We start from the raw sequence: 20,840 nt of genomic DNA on the forward strand, positions 1-20,840 counted from the left end.
AAGAGACTGACGTCACCAACCAAGGGAGAGAGACCATGAAACATCTGCTGACCGGGGCCCTGGCCGCCGCAATGCTGGCGGGAACCACCGCGGCCTGGGCCGAGGCCCACACAGAGTTCACCATCCGCGCCACGGCCAATTCCAACGAAAACGACGAGGATTACGACGGTCTGGTCGTGTTCAAGAACTACGTCGAGAGCGCGTCGAACGGCAAGATCGCCGTCGAGATGTTCATCGGCACGCAGCTGTGTTCCACCGGTGAGGAATGCCTCGAGGGCGTGGCCGAAGGGTCGATCGACGTCTATATCTCGACCTCGGGCGGCACAGCCTCGCTGTTTCCTTTCGTGCAGGTGCTGGACCTGCCCTATCTGATGGCCGACGACCGCGTGGCCGAAGCCGTGCTGGACAACGGATCGCCATTCGTGGCGACCATGCGCCAGCTGGTGCGCGACGCCTCTGACGATCAGGTCCGCCTGATGACCATCGGCAACACCGGTGGCTGGCGCAACTTTGCCAACACGCAACGCCGGGTGCAGCAGCCCTCTGATCTCGAAGGTCTGAAAATCCGCACCGTCCCGGCAGAATTGCCGCAGGTGCTGACGTCGGCGCTGGGTGCCTCGCCCACGGGTATTCCGTGGCCAGAGCTGTTCACCTCGCTGCAAACCGGTGTGGTCGAGGGCACGAAAAACGGGATCACCGACATCATGTCGATGAAATTCCCCGATGCGGGCCTGCAGTATCTGACGCTGGACGGTCACGCCTATATGGGCGCGCTGTGGTTCATGAACAACGAAAAGTTCATGTCGATGCCAGAGGATCTGCGCAAGGTCGTGGCGGACGGTTTCTACCAGTTGCAGCAGGCGACATTCGCCTCGCCCAAGCGGAAATCCATCGAGGCCTACCAGGCCTTTGTTGACGGCGGCGGCGACATCTATGTCCCCACCCCCGAGGAAAAGCAGATGTTCCTCGAGGCCGCAGCCCCGGTGCAGGACTGGTTCCGTGAAAACGTCGACGGCGGCAACGAGGCACTGGACTCCATGCTCGCAACCGTCGCCGATGTTCAGGCGCGGCTCGATGCGGAATACGCAGCAGAACTGAACTGACCCGGACCAATCTGATCCCAAGGGGGCCGCAATTTGCGGCCCCCTTTTTGTTTGCTTCGCGTATATGGCAAAGACCGAAAGCAGGGGCAGGACAGCCTGCGCATCATCTTGCCAGAAATACCTCCGGGGGACGCCGTCAGGCTGGGGGCAGCGCCCCCGACCCGGTCACCGCCCCGTAGGCCGCCCGATACCGCGCATGGGCGGCAGCAAAGTCGTCCTGCAACGCGACCACCGGTTCCACAACCCGCGCGATCTGCGGTGTTGTGGCAACCGCCTCTACACCCGCGCCGGTCGCAGCCATCAGGCCCAGGCGCGCCGCACCGAATGCGCCGCCGAAATCACCGGCCACCGGAATTTCCACTGGCAGACCAAGTGCCGTGGCGATCGCCTGCACCCAGTAGTCGGACCGCGTGCCACCACCGACGCCGATCAGCCGGTCGATCTGCGTGCCGGTCCCCGTCAGCGCATCATAGCTGTCGCGGAACGCGTGGGTAACACCCTCGAGCACGGCACGGGTGATGGCGTCGCGGTCGGTGGCATGATCCAGATGCATCAGCTGGCCGCGCACGGCGGCGTCATTGTGCGGTGTGCGCTCTCCCCCCAGATAAGGCAGGAAAAGCGCGCCGCCCGGTGCACGCAAATCCCCTAGGTTTGCTGTCAACTCAGACGCTTTCGCCCCCGCCACACCGGCCCACCAGTTGATCGCGTCGCCTGCAGCCAGGATCACGCCCATCTGGTGCCAGGTGTCAGGCAGCGCGTGGCAGAACGTATGCACCGCACTGGCCGCGTCGGGCTGATAGCTGTCGCTGGCCGCAAAGAGCACGCCCGATGTGCCCAGCGATACAAAGGCCTGACCCGGTTGCACCACGCCCACGCCCACGGCGCTGGCGGCATTGTCACCGCCCCCGCCCGCGACGGGCACGGCGGTCATGCCCCATTCCGCAGCCAGTCCCGGACGCAAGGTGCCGGACACTTGCGATCCTTCGACCAGACGGGGCATCGCGTCCCGGTCCAGCCCGGTTGCCGCCAACAGATCGTCCGACCAGTCGCGTGCGCCGACATCCAGCCAACTGGTGCCTGCCGCGTCCGACATCTCTGCGACATGCTCGCCGGTCAGCCACAGGCGCAGGTAGTCCTTGGGCAACAGCACCTTGGCCACGCGGGCAAAGATGTCGGGTTCATGGTTGCGCACCCAGGCCAGTTTCGGCGCGGTGAAACCGGGAAAGACGATATTGCCGGTCAGGCGACGAAAGTCGGGATTGTCGTCCAGCACGGCCGCCTCGCGCGCGGCACGGGTATCGTTCCACAGGATGCAGGGGCGCAGCACCGCATCGTTGCTGTCCAGCAGCGTGGCACCATGCATATGTCCCGACAGGCCAATGCCCTGCACAGCCGACAGATCGACCTGATCGCGCAACCCGCCCATGACCTGTTGCGCAGCCGCGATCCAGTCGGCGGGGTCCTGTTCGGACCAGCCATCATGCAGGCGCTGCACGGCAAGGGATGCGACGGCTTCGGCCAGAACACGCTGGTTGTCATCGATCACGATCCCCTTGAGCCCCGACGTGCCCAGGTCCAACCCGATAAACATGCTAAAAATCCTTTTGTTGTCTCGCAAGACCTTAGCCGATCGCCCCCCGCCTGACGAGGGCGAACACGGTCCCGCGAATTGACCAAACCGGCGGAACGGACTAGAACAAATCAGGAACAAATGGAATCGGATGACCCCCGTGCAGGACCCGTCGGACAGCCTCTTTCCCGGTGCAGACCAGACCATGGACCATGTGCATGCGCTGGAACCGACACTGTCGGAATGTTTTGCCACCAGCACGCTGGATGCGGCGGTGATCGGGTTTGTCTGCGCGCAGCTTGCGGCGCTGGCGGGTGATCCGCGCCCGGTGTTGTGGGTGCAGGACCGTATTTCACGGCGCGAGGCGGGCCGCCCCTATCTGGCGGGGCTGCCGCGCGGATTGAAACTGTTGCACGTCATGGCAAACCGCCCCGTGGATGTCCTGTGGGCCATGGAAGAGGCGTTGTACAGCAGCGGCGTCTGTGCCGTCTTGGGCGAGGTCTGGGGCGACCCGCCTGCCCTTGATTTCACCGCGACCAAGCGGCTGGCCCTGCGGGCCGAAGCACGGGCGGTGCCTGCCCTGCTGATCCGCCGCGCCGCCACCCCCAACCTGAGTGCTGCACGCCAGCGTTGGCGGATCGCTGCGCTGCCCGCGCTGCCCCAACCCTATGACAACCGCGCGCCGGGTGCGCCCCTGTGGCAGGCCGACCTGTTTCGCGCCCGTGGTCGTGCGCCGGGGTCCTGGGTGGCGCGACAGGATCACCGTGGCCTGGTGCTCAGCCATGCCACCGCCCCCGACACGGCAATACCCGCCGCCGCGCGCGCCTAGGCCAGGGAGGACTGGATGAGCCGCCTGACACAACTGCGCGTCCCGGACCAGGACGCCCCCCGCGCACCAAATCACGCCCCCGGGCCCGGGCCATTGTGGCGCGCGGTGCGGCCGCATCGCTCGACAACACCTCCGGTTCCGGCAGCGCGCAAGGCTGAAACCGCCACCCCCGAGGCCCCCCGGGCGGATCGCGACGCGCGGCAACGGCGCATCGTCAGCATCCAGTTCGAGGATCTGGCCATTGCGCGCTGGCTGCGCTGGGCTGCGGGGCGACAGGATGCGCCCCCGGACGATCTGCCTGTTGCCCTGTCGGTCGAGGGTCCGCACGGCCCCGTGGTGCATGCTGTCAATCGCGCGGCCCGCATGGCCGGCATTCAACCAGGCGCACGGGTCGTGGACATGCGCGCGCTGTGCCCCGCCCTGCGGGTGGCCTGGGCCGACACCGACGGCGACCGCATGGCGCTGGAACGGCTGATGCTCTGGGCGCGGCGCTGGTGTCCCTGGACGGCGCTGGACGGTGATGACGGGCTGGTGCTGGACACGACAGGCTCTGATCACCTGTGGGGCGGCGAGGCGGCGCTGCTGCGCGAAATCGAGGGCCAGTTCAGCCTGCTGGGCCTGTCCACCCGGCTGGCCATGGCCCCCACCCATGGCGCGGCCTGGGCGCTGGCACGGTTTGGTCCCGTGCGGGCAGTCGTCACCCCCGAGGGGCTGGCGCAGGCCACCGCCCCCCTGCCCGCGCGCGCTCTGCGGCTGGAGGCTGATACCGTGCTGTTGCTGCAACGGCTGGGGCTGAAAACCATAGGCGATCTGGCCGCCGTGCCGCGTGTCAGCCTGGCCAGACGCTTTGCCACGACGGCCCTGCCACAGAACCCGCTGGCGCGGCTGGACCAGTTGCAGGGCCGGTTGCCCGAACCCGTGAACGCCGAGGCAGAGCCGCCCCGCTTTGCCGTGCAGGCGCGACTGGCCGAACCCGTGCAGGACCCGACCGCCTATCTGCCGGACCTGTGCAAGGATCTGTGTGACGCGCTCGGTGCTGCCGGATTTGGCGCACGCCGCGTGACGGTGACGGTCTACCGCACCGATGGCGAGGTATCGCACGTCAGCGCCGCGACGGCCCGGCCCAGCCGCGATCCCGCGCATCTGATGCGGCTCTGGGGTGACAGGCTGGACCGGATCGACCCAGGTTTCGGCTTCGATCTGATCACGTTAAGCGCGGATATGGCCGAGGACATGAGACAGGTGCAGACCTGGCTGGACGGGCGGGCCGATGACGGTGCGCAAGCGGCCCAGCTGATCGACCGGCTGGTGGCCCGCCTGGGTCATCACGCAGTGCAGGTGCCCGCGCCCCTGCCCAGCCACCTGCCCGAACGCGCAGCGGGCTGGCTGCCGGCGATGTCGCTGCATGACGCCGATCCTGCCGCTCTGGCCGCACAGGACCGCCCCCCCTGCCTGTTCGACTACCCCGAGGAAATCCGCGTGCTCTACGCCGTGCCAGAGGGACCGCCCGCGCAATTCGTCTGGCGCAAGCAGACGCACAGGGTCACGCGTTTTGCCGGACCTGAACGGATCGCCCCCGAATGGTGGAACGACCGCCCCGGCACACGCCTACGCGATTATTACCGGGTCGAGGCACAGGCGGGCCACAGGCTGTGGATTTACCGTGACGGCGTCCTTGGGGACGAGCGCGGCACGGTCCCGCGTTGGTTCGTGCACGGATGCTTTGGGTGACTGGCGTTGCCGGGGGCTCTGCCCCCGCCCTGCGGGCCCCCCCGGGGATATTTTTGACCAGAAGAAGCAAGGGTTTCTTAACCAACGTTTGCAAGAATGGTGTTGCGGTACAGGCGGGGACGCCGATGACCGCACCAGGAGAAGGCGTTCCGTGTCCTGTTCCGGGCATGGAACGCTGGACTCTTCTTAGGCGTCAGGACCTTCTTCTGGTCCAAAATATCCCGGGGGGGCCGCCGCAGGCGGCGGGGGCAGCGCCCCCATGCAACCGCGATGTGCGGGACGCCCCCGGTGCCTGAGAACGACAATGCCCACCCCCGCCATACCTTGCCGGAGGATGGTGTTTACACCCCCAACCCCAGATCGGCCTATGTCGAACTGGGGCTGTTCACCTGTTTTTCGTTCCTGCGGGGCGCATCAGACGCCGCCGATTTCGCGGCAGAGGCATGGGCGCTTGGGTATGATGCGCTGGGCTGTGCTGATCTGAACACGCTCGCCGGGGTTGTCCGCATCCATACCGAGACGAAAAAGGCCACGATGCGTCCCGTGATCGGTGCGCGGATCGCACTGGTGGGAGGCGAGACCTTTCTGGCCTATCCGCGTGACAGGGCGGCCTATGGTCGGCTGAGCGCGCTGATTTCCAAGGGGCGGCGACACGATCCTGACGGAACATGGCAGGCCAAGGGGGTCTGTGATCTGACGCTGGACGATCTGGCGGCCCATGCCGAAGGGGTGCAGCTGATTGTTGTGCCACCCGATGATCTGGCGGGCTTTGCGCGTGTCCTGCCCGGTCTGGTACGCCGCTTGCCGACGTTGCGCCATATCGCGGCAAGCTATCTGTATCGCGGTGACGACCGGGCGCGGATCAACCGGCTGGATGCGCTGGCAGACCGGCACGGGCTGCGCCTGCTGGCGACGAATGATGTTCTGTATCATGCGCCACAACGCCGTCCCTTGCAGGATGTGATGACCTGCATCCGCGAGAAAACGACGCTCGCCAAGGCCGGTTACCGGCTGGAGGCCAACGCAGAGCGGCATCTGAAATCGCCCGCCCAGATGCAGGCGCTGTTCGCCGAATGGCCCCACGCGATCGCCGCGACCCGGGCGGTGGCGGATGCCTGCACCTTTGACCTGACCGAGTTGGCCTATGAATACCCCTCGGAGGTCATTCCGCAGGACACGACCCCGCAGGCGCATCTGGAGGCGCTGACCTGGGCGGGGGCCGCCGCGCGCTACCCGGACGGCATACCGGATCAGACGCAGGCCGTGCTGCGCAAGGAGCTGGCGATGATCCAAAAGCTGGACATCGCCCAGTATTTCCTGACGATCCACGACATCATCCGCTTTGCCCGCGAAGAGGCGCAGCCGCCGATCCTGTGTCAGGGGCGCGGGTCGGCCGCGAATTCCGCCGTGTGCTACGTGCTGGGCATCACCGCCGTGGACCCCGCACAGCACGCCTTGCTGTTCGAGCGGTTCATCAGCGAGGAACGCAAGGAGCCCCCCGACATCGACGTCGATTTCGAACACGAGCGGCGCGAGGAGGTGATCCAGCATATCTATGAAAAATACGGCCGCGACCGGGCGGGGTTGTGTGCCACGGTGATCCACTATCGCCCCCGGTCCGCGATCCGCGAGGTGGGCAAGGTCATGGGCCTGTCAGAGGATATCACCGGGGCGCTGGCCAAAACCGTCTGGGGCAGTTTCGGGCGTGAGATCGCAGAGAACAACGCCGACGAGGCCGGTGTCGATCTGACCGACCCCACCGTGCGGCGTGCGCTGATCGTGGCGCAACAGCTGATCGGGATGCCGCGACATCTGGGCCAGCACGTGGGCGGGTTCATCCTGACCCAGAAAAAGCTGACCGAAACCGTGCCCATCGGCAACGGGGCGATGCCGGACCGCACGTTCATCGAGTGGGACAAGGACGATATCGACGCGCTGGGTATCCTCAAGGTGGATATCCTTGCGCTGGGAATGCTGACCTGCATCCGCAAATGTTTCGATTTGATTTCAGCGCATTACGGGCAGGACTGGACGCTGGCGACAGTGCCGCAAGAGGACCCGCGCGTCTATAACATGATCTGCAAGGGCGACACGGTCGGCGTGTTCCAGATCGAGAGCCGCGCCCAGATGAACATGCTGCCACGGCTGCGACCGCGCACGTTCTACGACCTGGTGATCGAGGTGGCGATCGTGCGGCCCGGCCCTATTCAGGGCGATATGGTGCACCCCTACCTGCGGCGCAGATCGGGCGAGGAACCTGTCAGCTATCCCAGCCCCGGCGCGCCGCACGACCCGTCAGAGCTGAAGAATATCCTTGGCCGGACACTGGGGGTGCCGATCTTTCAGGAACAGGCGATGAAGATCGCGATTGATGCAGCAGAATTCAGCCCGGCAGAAGCGAACGAGTTACGCAAGGCAATGGCGACGTTCCGCAGTCGCGGCACGATCGAGCTGTTGCAGGAAAAGATGGTCGGGCGGATGGTCAAACGCGGCTATGACGCGGATTTCGCGCAACGCTGTTTTGACCAAATCAAGGGGTTCGGGGAATACGGATTTCCCGAAAGCCACGCCGCCAGTTTCGCGCAGCTGGTCTATGTGTCCAGCTGGCTGAAGTGTCATTATCCGGCGGCCTTTACCGCCGCGCTGCTGAATTCCCAGCCGATGGGGTTCTATGCGCCTGCGCAACTGGTGCGCTGTGCGCGCGATCACGGGGTCACGGTGCGGCCTGTGGATGTGAACACCTCGGAATGGGATTGCACGTTGGAACCGGCGGGGCGCGGGTTCGCGCTGCGGCTGGGGATGCGGCAGATCGGCGGCTTGCGGGCCGAGGCTGCGGCCCGGATCGTGGCGGCGCGCGATGCGCCCTATACGGACGTAAAGGACCTACACACCCGCGCCGGTTTGTCGGCGGCCATCGTGCGCAGGCTGGCCGAGGCGGACGCCGTCCGGTCGCTGTTCATCGACCGCAGGCAAGCCCTGTGGGAGGCAAAGGGGCTGCGCGACGCACCCGATCTGCCGCTGTTTCAGGACGGCAGTGACGAGGGATCAGAGGTCACCGTGCCCCTGCCCGTGATGCCCGTCTGCGAACAGGTGGTAGCCGATTACCAGACGCTGCGCCTGTCACTCAAGGCGCATCCGATTTCGTTCCTGCGCCAGTCCATGACGCGGCAGGGCTATGCCAGCACCGCCGACTTGCCAAACTCTTATATGGGTCAGAAAGTCCGCATGGCCGGGATCGTGCTGATCCGTCAGCGCCCCGGTTCGGCCAAGGGGGTCTGTTTCATCACCATTGAGGACGAGCACGGTGTGGCCAATATCGTCGTCTGGCCCAAGGTCATGGCGACCTACCGCAAGGCTGTCATGCAGTCACGCCTGCTGGCCGTCGAAGGTTACATCCAGCGCGACGCAGAGATCATCCATATCGTCGCCACACGCCTGATCGACCGATCCGACGCGCTGCTGAGACTGGCCCCCGACGCCATGCCCGTCGCCGTGTCACGGGCCGATCACGTGACCAAACCACTGCCATCACAGGGCGGACGCCAGCACCCGCGCGATGTGCGCGTGATCCCCAAGAGCAGGGATTTCCACTGACCAACCTGCGCAATCGCACAGCCGCGCAGGTTGCACTTTGCCACAAAAGGGCAGAAGCCGGACCCGAAACAACCAAAGGCACCGCGCATGACGGCCCGCACGACACCGATCCCGCGCAAGACGGGTACAGACATTCCCTATGTGGAATTCGTGGCCATGATGGCCCTGCTGATGGCGCTGAATTCCGCAGCCATCGACGTCTATATTCCGGCACTGCAGAATATCGGAACGGCGCTGAACGTATCGGACGAAAACCAGCGCCAGTTCGTCATCAGCGCCTATGTGCTGGGTTTTGGCGGCGCGCAGGTCATCTATGGACCGCTGTCGGACCGGTTCGGCCGGCGACCCATCCTGTTTGCGGGTCTGGCGATCTATCTGATCGGTGCCCTGGCTGCCGTCTTTGTGCCGACCTTTGGTGCCCTGCTGGCGATGCGGTTCGTGCAGGGCGTGGGTGCAGCCGCCACCCGTGTTATCGCCACGGCCGCCGTGCGCGACCGTTTTGCGGGCGAACAGATGGCAAGCGTCATGTCGCTGGTGATGATGGTCTTCATGATCATGCCAGTGCTGGCCCCCAATCTGGGCAGCCTGATCATGCTCTGGGGCAACTGGCGAGAGGTGTCGGGCGTGATGTTCGGGATCGGGGCCGGTGCCTTTGTCTGGACGTGGTTCCGCCTGCGCGAAACCCTGGCACCCGCCGACAGGCGACCGCTGCAATTGCGCCCGGTGGCCGAGGCATTCCGTATTGTCCTGACAAACCGCATCTCGGTCGGCTACCTGATCGCCATGGGGTCGTTCTTTGCCTTTGTCTTTGCATTCATCGCGCAGGCCGAACAGATCTATACGCAGATCTACGGCATGGGCGCGGAATTCACACTGTGGTTTTCGGTCGTGGCGCTGGTCATGTCCGTCACGGCCTTTGTGAACAGCAAACTGGTCGCAAGATTCGGAACCCGGCGGTTGTCGCACGCGGCACTGTGTCTGTTCATCGTCGTCACGCTGCTGCATCTGGGGCTGGCCGTGGCCGCAGGTGGACATACGCCGTTCTGGCTGTTCATCACATTGTTTACCGTAATGATGAGCTGCGTGGGCATCGTTCCGCCGAATTTCAACGCGCTGGCCATGAACCCGTTGGGCCATGTCGCCGGTGTCGGATCGGCCGTGCTGGGGGCCGCACAGACGGTGCTGGGCGGTGTGCTGGGCGGGATCGTGGGCTACCTCTATGACGGGACGCTGATCCCGCTGCTGGGCGGCGGGCTAGTACTGGCGAGTGTGGCATTGGCCGCAGCCGCCTGGGCCGAGGGTGGCACACTCTTTGCCAGACGATCAGACGCCTAGGACGTGATGAACCGGTCCAGCAGGTCCGGAATGGTCTTTTTCACCTTGAAAAATCCGGCCGTTGCCTTGGGCCAGATCGCGGCGTCCCAGTCGCGGCGCAACTCGGCCAGGGTGATGCCCTTGGCATCAAGACCACCCCGCGCCTGCATCAACCAATCATAGAGCGGGCCGCGGGTCACATAGGGCGTCACGATCTGTGCGGCCCCCAAGCTGGCGGCCCAATCGGCCAGTGCCGATGGATCATCGGCCTGCATGGCGGTGGCGGTCAGCCCGGCCCGCTGCGCCGTGTCGTCAACGGCGCCGCGCTCGAACCGGACAACCTGATCCGCCACAGGCCGTGGTGATCGCAAATGGCTGGTCGCCAGCGTCGCAGCGCCGCGCAGGTCCAGTCCATCAAGGTCAAAGTCGGTCACGCAGCAATCCTCGTCCGTGATCAACAACACGGTCGGTGCACCCGTTTTCGGCGCGGTCACATCACGCAGCGGTTGCAGGTCCGGCAGGCCGTCGGGCTCGTTATCCTCCAACCCCTTGTCGACCTCGGCAAGCGTCCCGTGGTCAGGAGCGAACCGGCCTTCGGTATAGGTCGCGATGTTCTGCGCGCGTGCAGGATAGGGTTTGCCGCGGGTATGCAGCCCCGCCACCCAGCGCCAGCTGAGTGTATTGGATGCCGCATCACCATCCAGCAGATGCCGGTAGAAAAAGTCCGCACCCAATCGCCATGGCAGGCCCAGGGTGAAAATCCAGATCGACGCAAACCACATCCGCGCGTGATTGTGCAGATAGCCGGTGCTGACCAGTTCCTCGGCCCAGGCGTTGAAACAAGCGATGTCGGTCTGACCGGCCTCGGCCAATTCGACATCGCGTCGCAGGCGTTTGTCCCGGTCCAGCGATTCCAGATCATGACCTAGCCCGTTGCGGTAGCTGTCCCAGACCTGCGGGCGTCGTTCCAGCCAGCCTTTGAAATAGCTGCGCCAGATGACCTCTTGGATGAATTTTTCGGCACGGTCCGGCCCGTGCGCCGCATGGGCCGCCGCCACGACCTCTTGCTCGGTGATCAGACGCCTGCGCAGATAGGGCGACAATGTCGAAACGGCGATGTGCTGGCCCGGCCCAAGATCGTAGTTGCGACGGTTTTCATATCGGCGCCCCATCGCCGGAACAAAATCCTGCATGGCATCCAGTGCAGCAGCACGGGTCGGTGTCTGGCGGATCATCGCAGCTCCTCTTGGCATATTTGGCCGAGAGATGGCGCAAGCTTTGGTTCTTTCAACAGGTTGCGACATGATGCGCAGAGACGCACACCAAAAGGCGTCCGGTTTGAAGATCACGTTCAAGCCACCGTCAGGCTACCGTAGAACAAACCGTAGTACATTTGGTGCCTGTTGACCCAGAACTTCAAACTACGATACCCCTTGTTTTGCTAACGTTTCCTACCTTTGCGGTGCCTGCAACAGGAACACAACACAAACCACAATATCCGTGTGGGGGCACCATTTTTCAACGCAAAGCATTGAAAACGTTCAGCTAATTATGATTTAGCAGGAACCGTAGAACATGCCGAAGTACATTTATGCGCCCCATACCTTCGTTAAGGACGGGATATTTTACTTCACCAAGCATCTACTTCGCCGAACTATACCATATATAACGACCATCCATTCATTTGGCTTCAAACTACTTCGGAGTTCCTTTCTTTCAATAGTTCTAGCTTTCAGCTTCCTACCAAATACAGCATCGGCAATTGTCTGGTCTAAAAATATGGAACCAGTTAATTTTGGCCCCATTCGCGTCATTGTGGATGACAACGCAATTGATGGATGTTGGACTAATTTGGGGGAGTCACAGACCTACTCGGAGGATAAGCTCAAAAATCTGGGCTACGAGATATCAGATAAAAATAGTCAATGGACCTTCATGATATTCGTTAGCGCGAAAAGATTGAATAATGGTCAATGTTATGGAAGTGTTGACATTTCACTTGTCCGACCAGAAAACTTAGATGGACTTAACGGGCTGTTCGAAGTTATGGCGGGAGGTGGGAACTTTATCTCAAATAATAACGCAAATATTTCAGTCCTGAACTTCCTTGATAGCGCTTTTCGGGAATTAGAAGATGCTTTACTTTAGACACAGTCAATACAATTTTAATTCTCGTAAAACATCTTTAGATATTATTAGAAACTTTATCCATGTACTTGCGAAGAACTGCAACGGGATAACCAGAGCCATAAGACTGACCAACACCAACCGTACCCCACCCTCCGATTTGGTCAACAATATCCGCGGGACACTCAACAGCCCTAAGCCTGTCCCGCATTGAGTGTCGGAATCCGTGCATGGACGTTCCCTCTGGCAAGTATGCCCTTAGCCATTTGTTTGATGCAGCACTTGCAGAATTCGCATTCGTAACGTCGGTCCTGTTGTATCTAGGAAAGGCAAAACCACCTTGTCGTTGTGATGCTAAGACGCGTTTCGCTACCCATGCCGATGACCCAACCAATGGTATCGTTCGTTCGCTTTGGCTCGTTTTCAAGCGTCGCCATGGGTGGGGAATGATCTGAGCAGATATATTGCCATCCTCATCGATTTGAAAATCCTCGCACCTAAGACCTGCAGCTTCTGCAAGGCGCATACCGCTATCTGCAACTAGGGCTATAAGCCAGCGTAGGTCATCATCGACCTTCTTGCATTCGGCCTGGACGATCTTGATATCACTAGCTTGATATCACTAGCTTGCACAGGGCTGCGTACCTGCACCTTTGCAGATCGATCAAAATAGACATTGCCAAACGGATTCTTGAAATCGACCCCTTCCTCGCTTGCCGCAAAATTCAACACGGAACGAATAGTCCCTAATATGCGGGCAATGCTGCTACCTGCCATGCCTTTGGCTACCAATTCGTCACGGACTTTGTTTGCGTGGGCCTTTGATAGTTGTTCAATAGGAACGTTGCCGCAGTACTTGATGACGTAGCCGCAGTTTCGTGTAGCTGCCCGCTTGAATGTGTCGCCCTTCCCTACCCCTTTTTGGTTCAAGTAGATGTCAACACAGTCCGAAACCTTCAGGGCAGTGGCTTTGACATCTGGGCCATTGCTCTGACGCGAAACGACCATGCTTGATGTCTTCAAAAGATGCTGGCCAGGAAGTCGAACACCTTGGCACTTCCACTGATACCAATATTCATCAAGCTGGCTGGCAGTTCGCATAGCGCGTGATGCGGCCACTTGGGGTGATCTAGTCTTCAATGAGTGAGAGATTTTAGACGTGGTGTAATGCTTCCTGACGTCCACTGGGATTCGTCTGATGAAGTAAAATATCCCGTCCTTGACGAAGGTATAGGGCGCATAAATGTACTTCGGCATGTTCTACGGTTCCTGCTAAATCATAATTAGCTGAACGTTTTCAATGCGTTGCGTAGATTGGTGGTGCCCCCACACGGACTCGAACCGCGGACCTACTGATTACAAATCAGTTGCTCTACCAGCTGAGCTATAGGGGCCGGTGGACCCTGGGGTCGACCGTTGGCGCTGCTATAAAAACGCCCGTGGGAAAACGCAAGCCCGCTTTGTACCAAATCAGCGGTTTGCGCGCGCAAGAAGCAGCACCGCGCACAGGCCCACCCCGCAGATGATCAGCGCGGCCGGGGCGGCCCCCGAAATATCCTCGAGCGATGCCTTGGCGTAGACCCGCGTGGACAGGGTATCGTGACGATAGAGCATCAGCGTCGCAGGCAATTCCTTGACCGCGTCCACGAATGTCAGCAGCAGGACAGATCCGATGCTGGCGCTGATCAGGGGCACATGTACGCGGGCCAGCGTCTGGCCAGCGGATTTCCCCAGCGAGCGCGCGGCCATCGGCAGACTGGCCGGGATACGACCCAGGGCCGCGTCAGCGCTCCCCTCTGAAATGGCAAAGAATCGCACCACATAGGCCAGAACGACCACGCCCGCGCTGCCCGTCAGCATCAGGCCCGGGTCTGTTCCGGTCACCGCCAGCACAAGATCGGCCAGCCGGTTGTCGAAGGCCGCCAGCGGCACCAGAATGCCAAGGGCCAGCACAGCACCGGGTGCCGCGTATCCAAGCGCCGTGACAGGCAACAACAACTGCGGCAAACGGCGGCCCGACAGGCGCGTGCCGTAGACCATGAAAACGCCGCCCAACACGGCCAGAACCGCAGCACTGCCGCAAATGATCAGCGTGCGCGTCATCGCCTCTGCGAGGCCGGGTGCGGCCCATTCAGCGGCATTCATCGCGTGGGATGCGATCACGCTGACCGGCAGGACAAAGCCCACCAGCACCGGAATGGTGCAGATCACCGTCGCCACCCAGGCCCGCCAGCCGTGCAGTGCCACGGGTTCAACCGGGCGCACATTGCGCGCCCCGGCGGCAAAGCGGGCGCGCCTACGGCTTTTCTTTTCCAGCGTAACGAGCACGACGATCACCGTCAGGATGACACAGGCAATCTGCGCGGCACCCCCCAGGTTGCCCCCCTGCCGCCAGACCGAAAAGATTCCCGTAGTCAGCGTCTGCACCGCGAAATAATCCACGGTGCCGAAATCGTTGACGGTTTCCATCATCACCACGGCTACACCCGCCGCGATCGCAGGCCGCGCGAGCGGTAGCCCGACCCGGCCAAATCGGCCCCAGGGCCCGACACCCAGCGCGCGGGCGACCTCGTATCCCGCACCCGATTGTTCGCGGAATGCAGCACGGGTCAGCAGGTAGACATAAGGATAAAGCGAGGCACCGATCACCACGACTGCCGCCCAACGGGTGCGGATCTGGGGAAACCAGTAATCGCGCGACGTGGCCCAGCCGAATGTGTCGCGCAATGTGGTCTGGACCGGCCCCGCATAGTCCAGCAGATCCACCAACGCGTAGGCCCCGACATAGGCCGGTACGGCTAGCGGCATCAGCAGCGCCCATTGCAGCCAGCCACGTCCGGGAAACCGGTACATGACCACCAGCCAGGCACAGGCCGTGCCGACGACACCCGTCAGCAACCCCGTGCCGGCCATCAGCAATCCTGTGTTCGTCAGGTAGCGTGGCAAGGTGGTGCGCAACAGATGCGGCCAGATGTTTTCGGTGGGGTTCAGCGCAAACCAGACGACGGCCACCAGCGGGGCAATCACGATCAATGCGATCAACAGCGCACCAACCGACCACAGGTTGACCCTGCGGCGGGCCGGACGGCCCGGTTGTGACAATATCTGAGCAGTTTGGTCGGACATGCCTTGCGCTAACCGATAGCTGTTTCGCTGTCCAGATTTCCCGTTATATTGCGACAAACCGTCCGGAACTGAAAACAGGCTCTTTTATGGAAATCGCCCTGCACCTTGGCGCAAATTGCACGGACGAAGACCGGTTGATCCGCACGATCCTGAAAAACGGTGCCATCCTCAAGGAGCACGATATCGCGGCCCCCGGGCCTGGCAAATACCGCCGGCTGCTGCGCGAGACGATCCAGAACCTCAACGGTCTGCCCCCTGCCCCCGATACCCGTCAGATCATGCTGGATTCGATCCTGTCTGACGAAACGCCGGACCGCATTGTGCTGAGCAACTCGAATTTCATCTGCATTCCCAACCGCATTTTCGAATCCGGCGTGCTTTATGCGCAGACCGAATTCAAGCTGCGGGGGATGTTGCAGCTGTTTCCGCAGGATGACCTGGATATCTTTCTTGCCATTCGCGATCCGGCGACCTTCTTGCCCGATGCCTTCCGCAAGTCAAAGTCCGAAACCTTTGACGAATTCATGGCCGGCAAGGACCCGTTCGACATCCGTTGGTCCGATATGATCGAACGCATCCTCCAGGTGGCACCGCATCTGACGCTGACGGTCTGGTGCAACGAGGATACGCCGCTGATCTGGGACGAAATCGTGCTGGCGCTGACCGGGTTGCCGCAGGACACCAAGATCAACGGCGCGCATGACCTACTGGCCACGATCATGTCGAACGAGGGCATGAACCGCTATATCAACTACCTCAACGCCCACCCGCCCAAGACATTGTCCCAGAAACGGAGGGTCATCGCGGCATTCCTGGACAAATACGCGCTGGATGAGGAAATCGAGGAAACCGTCGATCTGCCGGGCATGACCGCCGACGACATCCAGGAGTTGAGCGACCTCTACGAGGAGGACGTGCAGCGGATCGCCGCCATGGACGGCGTGCGTTTCATCGGCGTCTGACCGGGGCCACGGGGCCAACCGCAACCTGTCCATGCAAGAACGAAAAAAAGGGCGCCACAGGGGCGCCCTTTGAGGTTCGTCGATCAGGCTCGATTGGTTCACCGCTCGGAATGTTTTATGCCTGCGGCCCGATCTACGTCCGCATCCGGTCAAACCGAAGCGGAACGCTGAAGCCCCGAATTTTCGCAGAAAATTCGGGGCTCCCTAAACTTTAGCTACAGCCGGATGTCCCGCCGCAGGTGTTGCACTTCATGCAGGTGCCGTTGCGCACCAGCGTGTAGTTGCCGCATTCGCCACAGGGGTCACCCTCGTAGCCCTGCATCTTGGCCTTGTCGCGGGCCGAAATCGACGTAGCGACAGCGGCGCTGCTGCTGGCCTGTCCCATCGCGGATGCGACCTTGGCCGTCATCTCGGGCACCAGCGTCTGCAGTGCGGCGACGGTTTCATCCATGGCGGACTGACCGCCCTGGAGCACCACCAGTTCCTGCGGCATCCGCTTGCGCAGGTATCCGGTCGAGCTGATCTGCTTGAGCACCTCCAGGCTGCGGCTGGCAGCGGATTCGGTCGGCGTCTGCACGTTGGTCACACCTTCCTCGACACCGCGGCCGATGTCGTCGAATGCCGCGCCCTCTGGTTTGACATGCGCCAGATCGGTCCGGTCGAGGTAGCTGACCGCCAATTCGCGGAAGATGTAATCCAGGATCGAGGTCGCATTCTTGATGCTGTCGTTGCCCTGCACCATGCCTGCGGGTTCGAATTTCGTGAACGTAAAGGCGTCCACGAATTCCTCCAGCGGCACGCCATATTGCAGGCCCACGGACACGGCGATGGCAAAGTTGTTCATCATCGCGCGGAAACCGGCACCTTCCTTGTGCATGTCGATAAAGATCTCGCCCAGCTTGCCGTCCTCGTATTCACCGGTGCGCAAATAGACCTTATGACCGCCGACAATCGCCTTTTGCGTATAGCCCTTGCGGCGCTCGGGCATCTTTTCGCGGTGCGACTTGATGATCTCCTTGACGATGATCTTTTCGACGATCTTTTCGGCCAGCACCGCAGCCTTTTCGTGCTGCGTGCCGGTTTCCAGGATCTCGGCGGCCTCGTCGTCGTCCTCGACCAGCGATGCGGCGAGTGGTTGGCTCAGTTTCGATCCGTCACGGTACAGCGCGTTGGCCTTGATCCCCAGCGACCACGACAGCTCATAGGCCTTTTGACAATCCACGATCGTGGCGTCGTTGGGCATGTTGATCGTCTTGGAAATCGCGCCCGAGATGAACGACTGGGCGGCGGCCATCATGTGGATGTGGCTGTCGACGCTCAGGTAACGTTTGCCGATCTTGCCGCAGGGGTTGGCGCAGTCGAACACGCTGTAGTGCTCTTCTTTGAGGTGGGGCGCACCTTCCAGCGTCATGGTTCCGCAAACGTGGGCGTTGGCAGCTTCGATGTCTGCCTTGGTGAACCCAAGGTGGCGCAGCAGGTCAAAGGTCGGATCGTTCAGCTTGTCCGCCGGAATGCCCAGCGTGCCGGTGCAGAAATCCTCGCCCAGCGTCCACTGGTTGAACACGAACCGGATGTCGAACGCGGCCTTCAGTGCGCCTTCGATCTTGTCGATCTCGGCCTGACCGAAACCATGTCCCACCAGTGACGTGTGGTTGATCCCCGGTGCCTGACCGATGGACCCGTGACCCACGGCATAGGCGATGATTTCCTCGATCTGGCTGGTGCGGTAGCCCAGCTTTTCCAGCGCGGCAGGCACCGACTGGTTGATGATCTTGAAATAGCCGCCGCCGGCCAGTTTCTTGAATTTCACCAGCGCAAAGTCCGGCTCGATCCCCGTGGTGTCGCAATCCATCACCAGACCGATGGTGCCGGTGGGCGCGATCACGCTGACCTGCGCGTTGCGGTAGCCGTGCTTTTCACCCAGCTCCAGCGCCGTGTCCCAAGCCTCGACGGCCAGCTTTGGCAGGCGGGCGTCGGGGCAGGACTTGCGGTCCAGCGGGACAGGCTTGATCTCGAGCCCTTCATAGCCGACCAGCTTGCCTTTGGCTGCATTGCGGTGGTTGCGGATGACGCGCAGCATGTGCTGTGCGTTCTTGGCGTAGCCGGGGAAAGCACCCAGCTCTCCGGCCATTTCGGCAGAGGTGGCATAGGACACGCCGGTCAGGATCGCGGTCAGCGCACCGGCCATCGCACGGCCTTCGTCACTGTCGTAACCCAGACCCATGTTCATCAGCAGACCGCCGATGTTGGCATAGCCCAGACCCAGCGTGCGGAAATCATAGGACCGCTGCGCGATTTCCTTGGACGGGAACTGCGCCATCAACACGCTGATTTCCAGCGTGACGGTCCACAGGCGCGTGGCGTGGATATAGTCGTCTGCCTGGAATTCGCCGTTTTCGTAGAACGTCAGCAGGTTCATGGACGCCAGGTTACAGGCGGTGTCGTCCAGGAACATGTATTCCGAACAAGGGTTGGAGCCGCGGATCGCGCCATCCTCCGGGCAGGTGTGCCAGGCGTTGACGGTGTCGTGGTACTGGATGCCGGGATCGGCGCAGGCCCATGCGGCGTGGCCGACCTGTTCCCACAGATCACGCGCCTTGATGATCTTGGCGACCTCGCCGTTGCGGCGGTTGATCAGTTTCCAGTCGTCGTCGTTCTCGACCGCCTTGAGGAAGGCGTCGGTCACGCGAATGGAGTTGTTCGAGTTCTGGCCGGAGACGCTGGAATAAGCCTCGGAATCCCAGTCGGTGTCATAGGTTGGAAATTCGATGCTGGTGTGACCCTGCTTGGCATAGTCCAGCACACGCTTGACGTAGGTCTCGGGGATCGCGACCTTTTTAGCAGCTTTTACAGCCGCTTGCAGTGCAGGGTTCACCTTGGGGTCATAGGCGTCCTCGGCGGTGCCGTCCCACGCCTTGATCGCGGCAAAGATCGCGTTCAGCTTTTCTTCGTGCATCTTGGACCCGGCAACGATGCTGGCGACTTTTTGTTCCTCCAGCACCTTCCAGTTGATGAATTCCTCGATGTCGGGATGGTCGGCGTCGACGATCACCATCTTGGCCGCGCGGCGTGTCGTGCCGCCCGATTTGATGGCACCCGCTGCACGGTCACCGATTTTCAGGAATCCCATCAGGCCGGAGGATTTGCCACCACCCGATAGCGCCTCGCCCTCGCCACGCAGGGACGAGAAGTTGGTGCCGGTGCCAGAGCCGTATTTGAACAGACGCGCCTCGCGGACCCACAGGTCCATGATGCCGCCTTCGTTCACCAGATCGTCACCGACGGACTGGATGAAACAGGCATGCGGCTGGGGGTGTTCGTAGCTGGAAGCGGATTTTGTCAGTTCCTTGGTTTCGAAATCGACATAGTAGTGCCCCTGTGCCGGGCCATCGATGCCGTAGGCCCAGTGCAAGCCCGTGTTGAACCACTGCGGGCTGTTGGGTGCTGCGCGCTGGGTCGCCAGCATGTGGCGCATTTCGTCGAAATAGGCGCGCGCGTCTTCTTCGGTGGTGAAATAGCCACCTTTCCAGCCCCAATAGGTCCAGGCACCCGCCAGACGGTCAAACACTTGCTTGGCACTGGTTTCGCCGCCGAACGTGGCGTCGTCAGCGGGAACGGAACGCCACAGGAACGCGGGCACGCCCTTTTCCTTGACCTTTTTCACGGCCGACGGGACGCCTGCCTTGCGGAAATATTTCTGGGCGATGACATCGGACGCAACCTGTGACCATGCCTTGGGGATTTCGCAGCCTTCGAGTTTGAAAACCACGGTGCCGTCCGGATTGCGGATCTCGGACGTGGCGCTCTTGAAGGCGATATCCGCGTAGGCGTCCTGTCCTTGGGTCGTAAAGTTGCGTTCAATTTTCATGGTCGATCCCTTTGTGCCCTGCCGCGCTGCGGCCCTGTCTCAATTTGCGTGCGCCCGCGCCTGCAGGCCCGTTCAGCCGATGCGTCAAAACGGACTTGGCCAGGTTTTCACCCAGCTCTCACGCTCAACGCTTACCGCTTAAACTGCACCAACCGGACACTACATCTAGTGCGATTGGTGCCAGCTCGCACAACCTGACGTACATGGGGGGAGAGGGTCAACGGATTTATTTACACAAAATCAGCTTTTTCCTGATTGACCAAAAGGCAAAGCCGAGGGCGAAAAACAGCCCACCGATTCATGCGCGGCTTGTCCACAATTTCATCCACCGAACGGGTCAGAACTCCGTCAGGGTTTACGGTGACTTAGGGTCAGTGGTTAACGCAATGTTTACTTTTGACGCCCAAGAATCGCGCAATTTGGATACAACAAGGTGTCCGTGCAAATGGGTCACACACAAGATGATGTGTCATGCCCCGCAGGGGACGAATCGCGACCGGGTGTCGCGGTCCTGATCATGATGTGTGGATGTTGGTCGGGGCGATAGGATTCGAACCTACGACCCTCTGTTCCCAAAACAGATGCGCTACCAGGCTGCGCTACGCCCCGAACCGTC

Annotated in this window: 13 protein-coding genes and 2 tRNA genes; 7 read left to right on the plus strand and 8 right to left on the minus strand. The window is 61.7% G+C overall.

The features are described 5' to 3' along the window. Positions 1–35: 35 nt before the first annotated feature. Positions 36–1,103 carry a TRAP transporter substrate-binding protein gene (locus LGQ03_RS03110; protein ID WP_226747188.1) on the plus strand — a complete coding sequence of 356 codons (1,068 nt, stop codon included), beginning with the start codon at positions 36–38 and terminating at the stop codon, positions 1,101–1,103. A 136-nt stretch (positions 1,104–1,239) separates the two neighbouring features. Here the strand turns inward: LGQ03_RS03110 and xylB are convergent, their stop codons facing one another. Further along, complete coding sequence (xylB, locus tag LGQ03_RS03115) at positions 1,240–2,694, minus strand: xylulokinase (RefSeq protein ID WP_226747189.1); 1,455 nt, start codon at positions 2,692–2,694, stop codon at positions 1,240–1,242. A 130-nt stretch (positions 2,695–2,824) separates the two neighbouring features. On the opposite strand from xylB, the gene LGQ03_RS03120 reads away from it, so the two are divergent. The 4 genes from LGQ03_RS03120 to LGQ03_RS03135 all read left to right on the plus strand — a co-directional run bounded on the left by LGQ03_RS03120 (position 2,825) and on the right by LGQ03_RS03135 (position 10,162). Next, positions 2,825–3,502, plus strand: a complete 678-nt coding sequence (locus LGQ03_RS03120) for an ImuA family protein (RefSeq protein WP_226747190.1) — start codon at positions 2,825–2,827, stop codon at positions 3,500–3,502. 15 nt (positions 3,503–3,517) lie between these two features. Next, entirely contained in the window at positions 3,518–5,233 is a 1,716-nt protein-coding gene (locus tag LGQ03_RS03125; protein ID WP_226747191.1) for a Y-family DNA polymerase, read from the plus strand. Between the two features lie 288 nt (positions 5,234–5,521). After that, positions 5,522–8,827, plus strand: coding sequence for an error-prone DNA polymerase (locus LGQ03_RS03130; RefSeq protein ID WP_226747192.1), 3,306 nt, complete (start codon positions 5,522–5,524; stop codon positions 8,825–8,827). Between the two features lie 87 nt (positions 8,828–8,914). Continuing rightward, positions 8,915–10,162, plus strand: a complete 1,248-nt coding sequence (locus tag LGQ03_RS03135) for a multidrug effflux MFS transporter (protein ID WP_226747193.1) — start codon at positions 8,915–8,917, stop codon at positions 10,160–10,162. On the opposite strand, the gene LGQ03_RS03140 is transcribed toward LGQ03_RS03135, so the two are convergent. Next, entirely contained in the window at positions 10,159–11,376 is a 1,218-nt protein-coding gene (locus LGQ03_RS03140) for an FAD-binding domain-containing protein (protein ID WP_226747194.1), read from the minus strand. The two genes, LGQ03_RS03135 and LGQ03_RS03140, sit on opposite strands and share 4 nt — an antisense overlap. Before the next feature lie 340 nt (positions 11,377–11,716). On the opposite strand from LGQ03_RS03140, the gene LGQ03_RS03145 reads away from it, so the two are divergent. After that, positions 11,717–12,289, plus strand: coding sequence for a hypothetical protein (locus LGQ03_RS03145; protein WP_226747195.1), 573 nt, complete (start codon positions 11,717–11,719; stop codon positions 12,287–12,289). A gap of 37 nt (positions 12,290–12,326) precedes the next feature. Here the strand turns inward: LGQ03_RS03145 and LGQ03_RS03150 are convergent, their stop codons facing one another. The 4 genes from LGQ03_RS03150 to LGQ03_RS03165 all read right to left on the minus strand — a co-directional run bounded on the left by LGQ03_RS03150 (position 12,327) and on the right by LGQ03_RS03165 (position 15,394). Next, the gene (locus LGQ03_RS03150) at positions 12,327–12,794 is read right to left on the minus strand and encodes a tyrosine-type recombinase/integrase (RefSeq protein ID WP_264194529.1); all 468 of its coding nucleotides are present in this window, start codon (positions 12,792–12,794) and stop codon (positions 12,327–12,329) included. 20 nt (positions 12,795–12,814) lie between these two features. Further along, positions 12,815–13,525, minus strand: coding sequence for a DUF6538 domain-containing protein (locus LGQ03_RS03155; RefSeq protein WP_226747196.1), 711 nt, complete (start codon positions 13,523–13,525; stop codon positions 12,815–12,817). A gap of 61 nt (positions 13,526–13,586) precedes the next feature. Continuing rightward, positions 13,587–13,662: transfer RNA gene (locus LGQ03_RS03160), tRNA-Thr, on the minus strand. A gap of 76 nt (positions 13,663–13,738) precedes the next feature. Next, positions 13,739–15,394 carry an ABC transporter permease gene (locus LGQ03_RS03165; protein WP_226747197.1) on the minus strand — a complete coding sequence of 552 codons (1,656 nt, stop codon included), beginning with the start codon at positions 15,392–15,394 and terminating at the stop codon, positions 13,739–13,741. A gap of 86 nt (positions 15,395–15,480) precedes the next feature. Here LGQ03_RS03165 and LGQ03_RS03170 point away from each other — a divergent pair, with 86 nt between their 5' ends. After that, positions 15,481–16,356, plus strand: coding sequence for a hypothetical protein (locus tag LGQ03_RS03170; protein WP_226747198.1), 876 nt, complete (start codon positions 15,481–15,483; stop codon positions 16,354–16,356). 211 nt (positions 16,357–16,567) lie between these two features. Here the strand turns inward: LGQ03_RS03170 and LGQ03_RS03175 are convergent, their stop codons facing one another. Further along, positions 16,568–20,224 carry a vitamin B12-dependent ribonucleotide reductase gene (locus LGQ03_RS03175; RefSeq protein ID WP_226747199.1) on the minus strand — a complete coding sequence of 1,219 codons (3,657 nt, stop codon included), beginning with the start codon at positions 20,222–20,224 and terminating at the stop codon, positions 16,568–16,570. A gap of 532 nt (positions 20,225–20,756) precedes the next feature. Then, positions 20,757–20,833, minus strand: a tRNA-Pro gene (locus tag LGQ03_RS03180). Positions 20,834–20,840 lie beyond the last annotated feature (7 nt).

The sequence above is a fragment of the Loktanella gaetbuli genome (assembly GCF_020531945.1).
Taxonomy (GTDB): domain Bacteria; phylum Pseudomonadota; class Alphaproteobacteria; order Rhodobacterales; family Rhodobacteraceae; genus Loktanella; species Loktanella gaetbuli.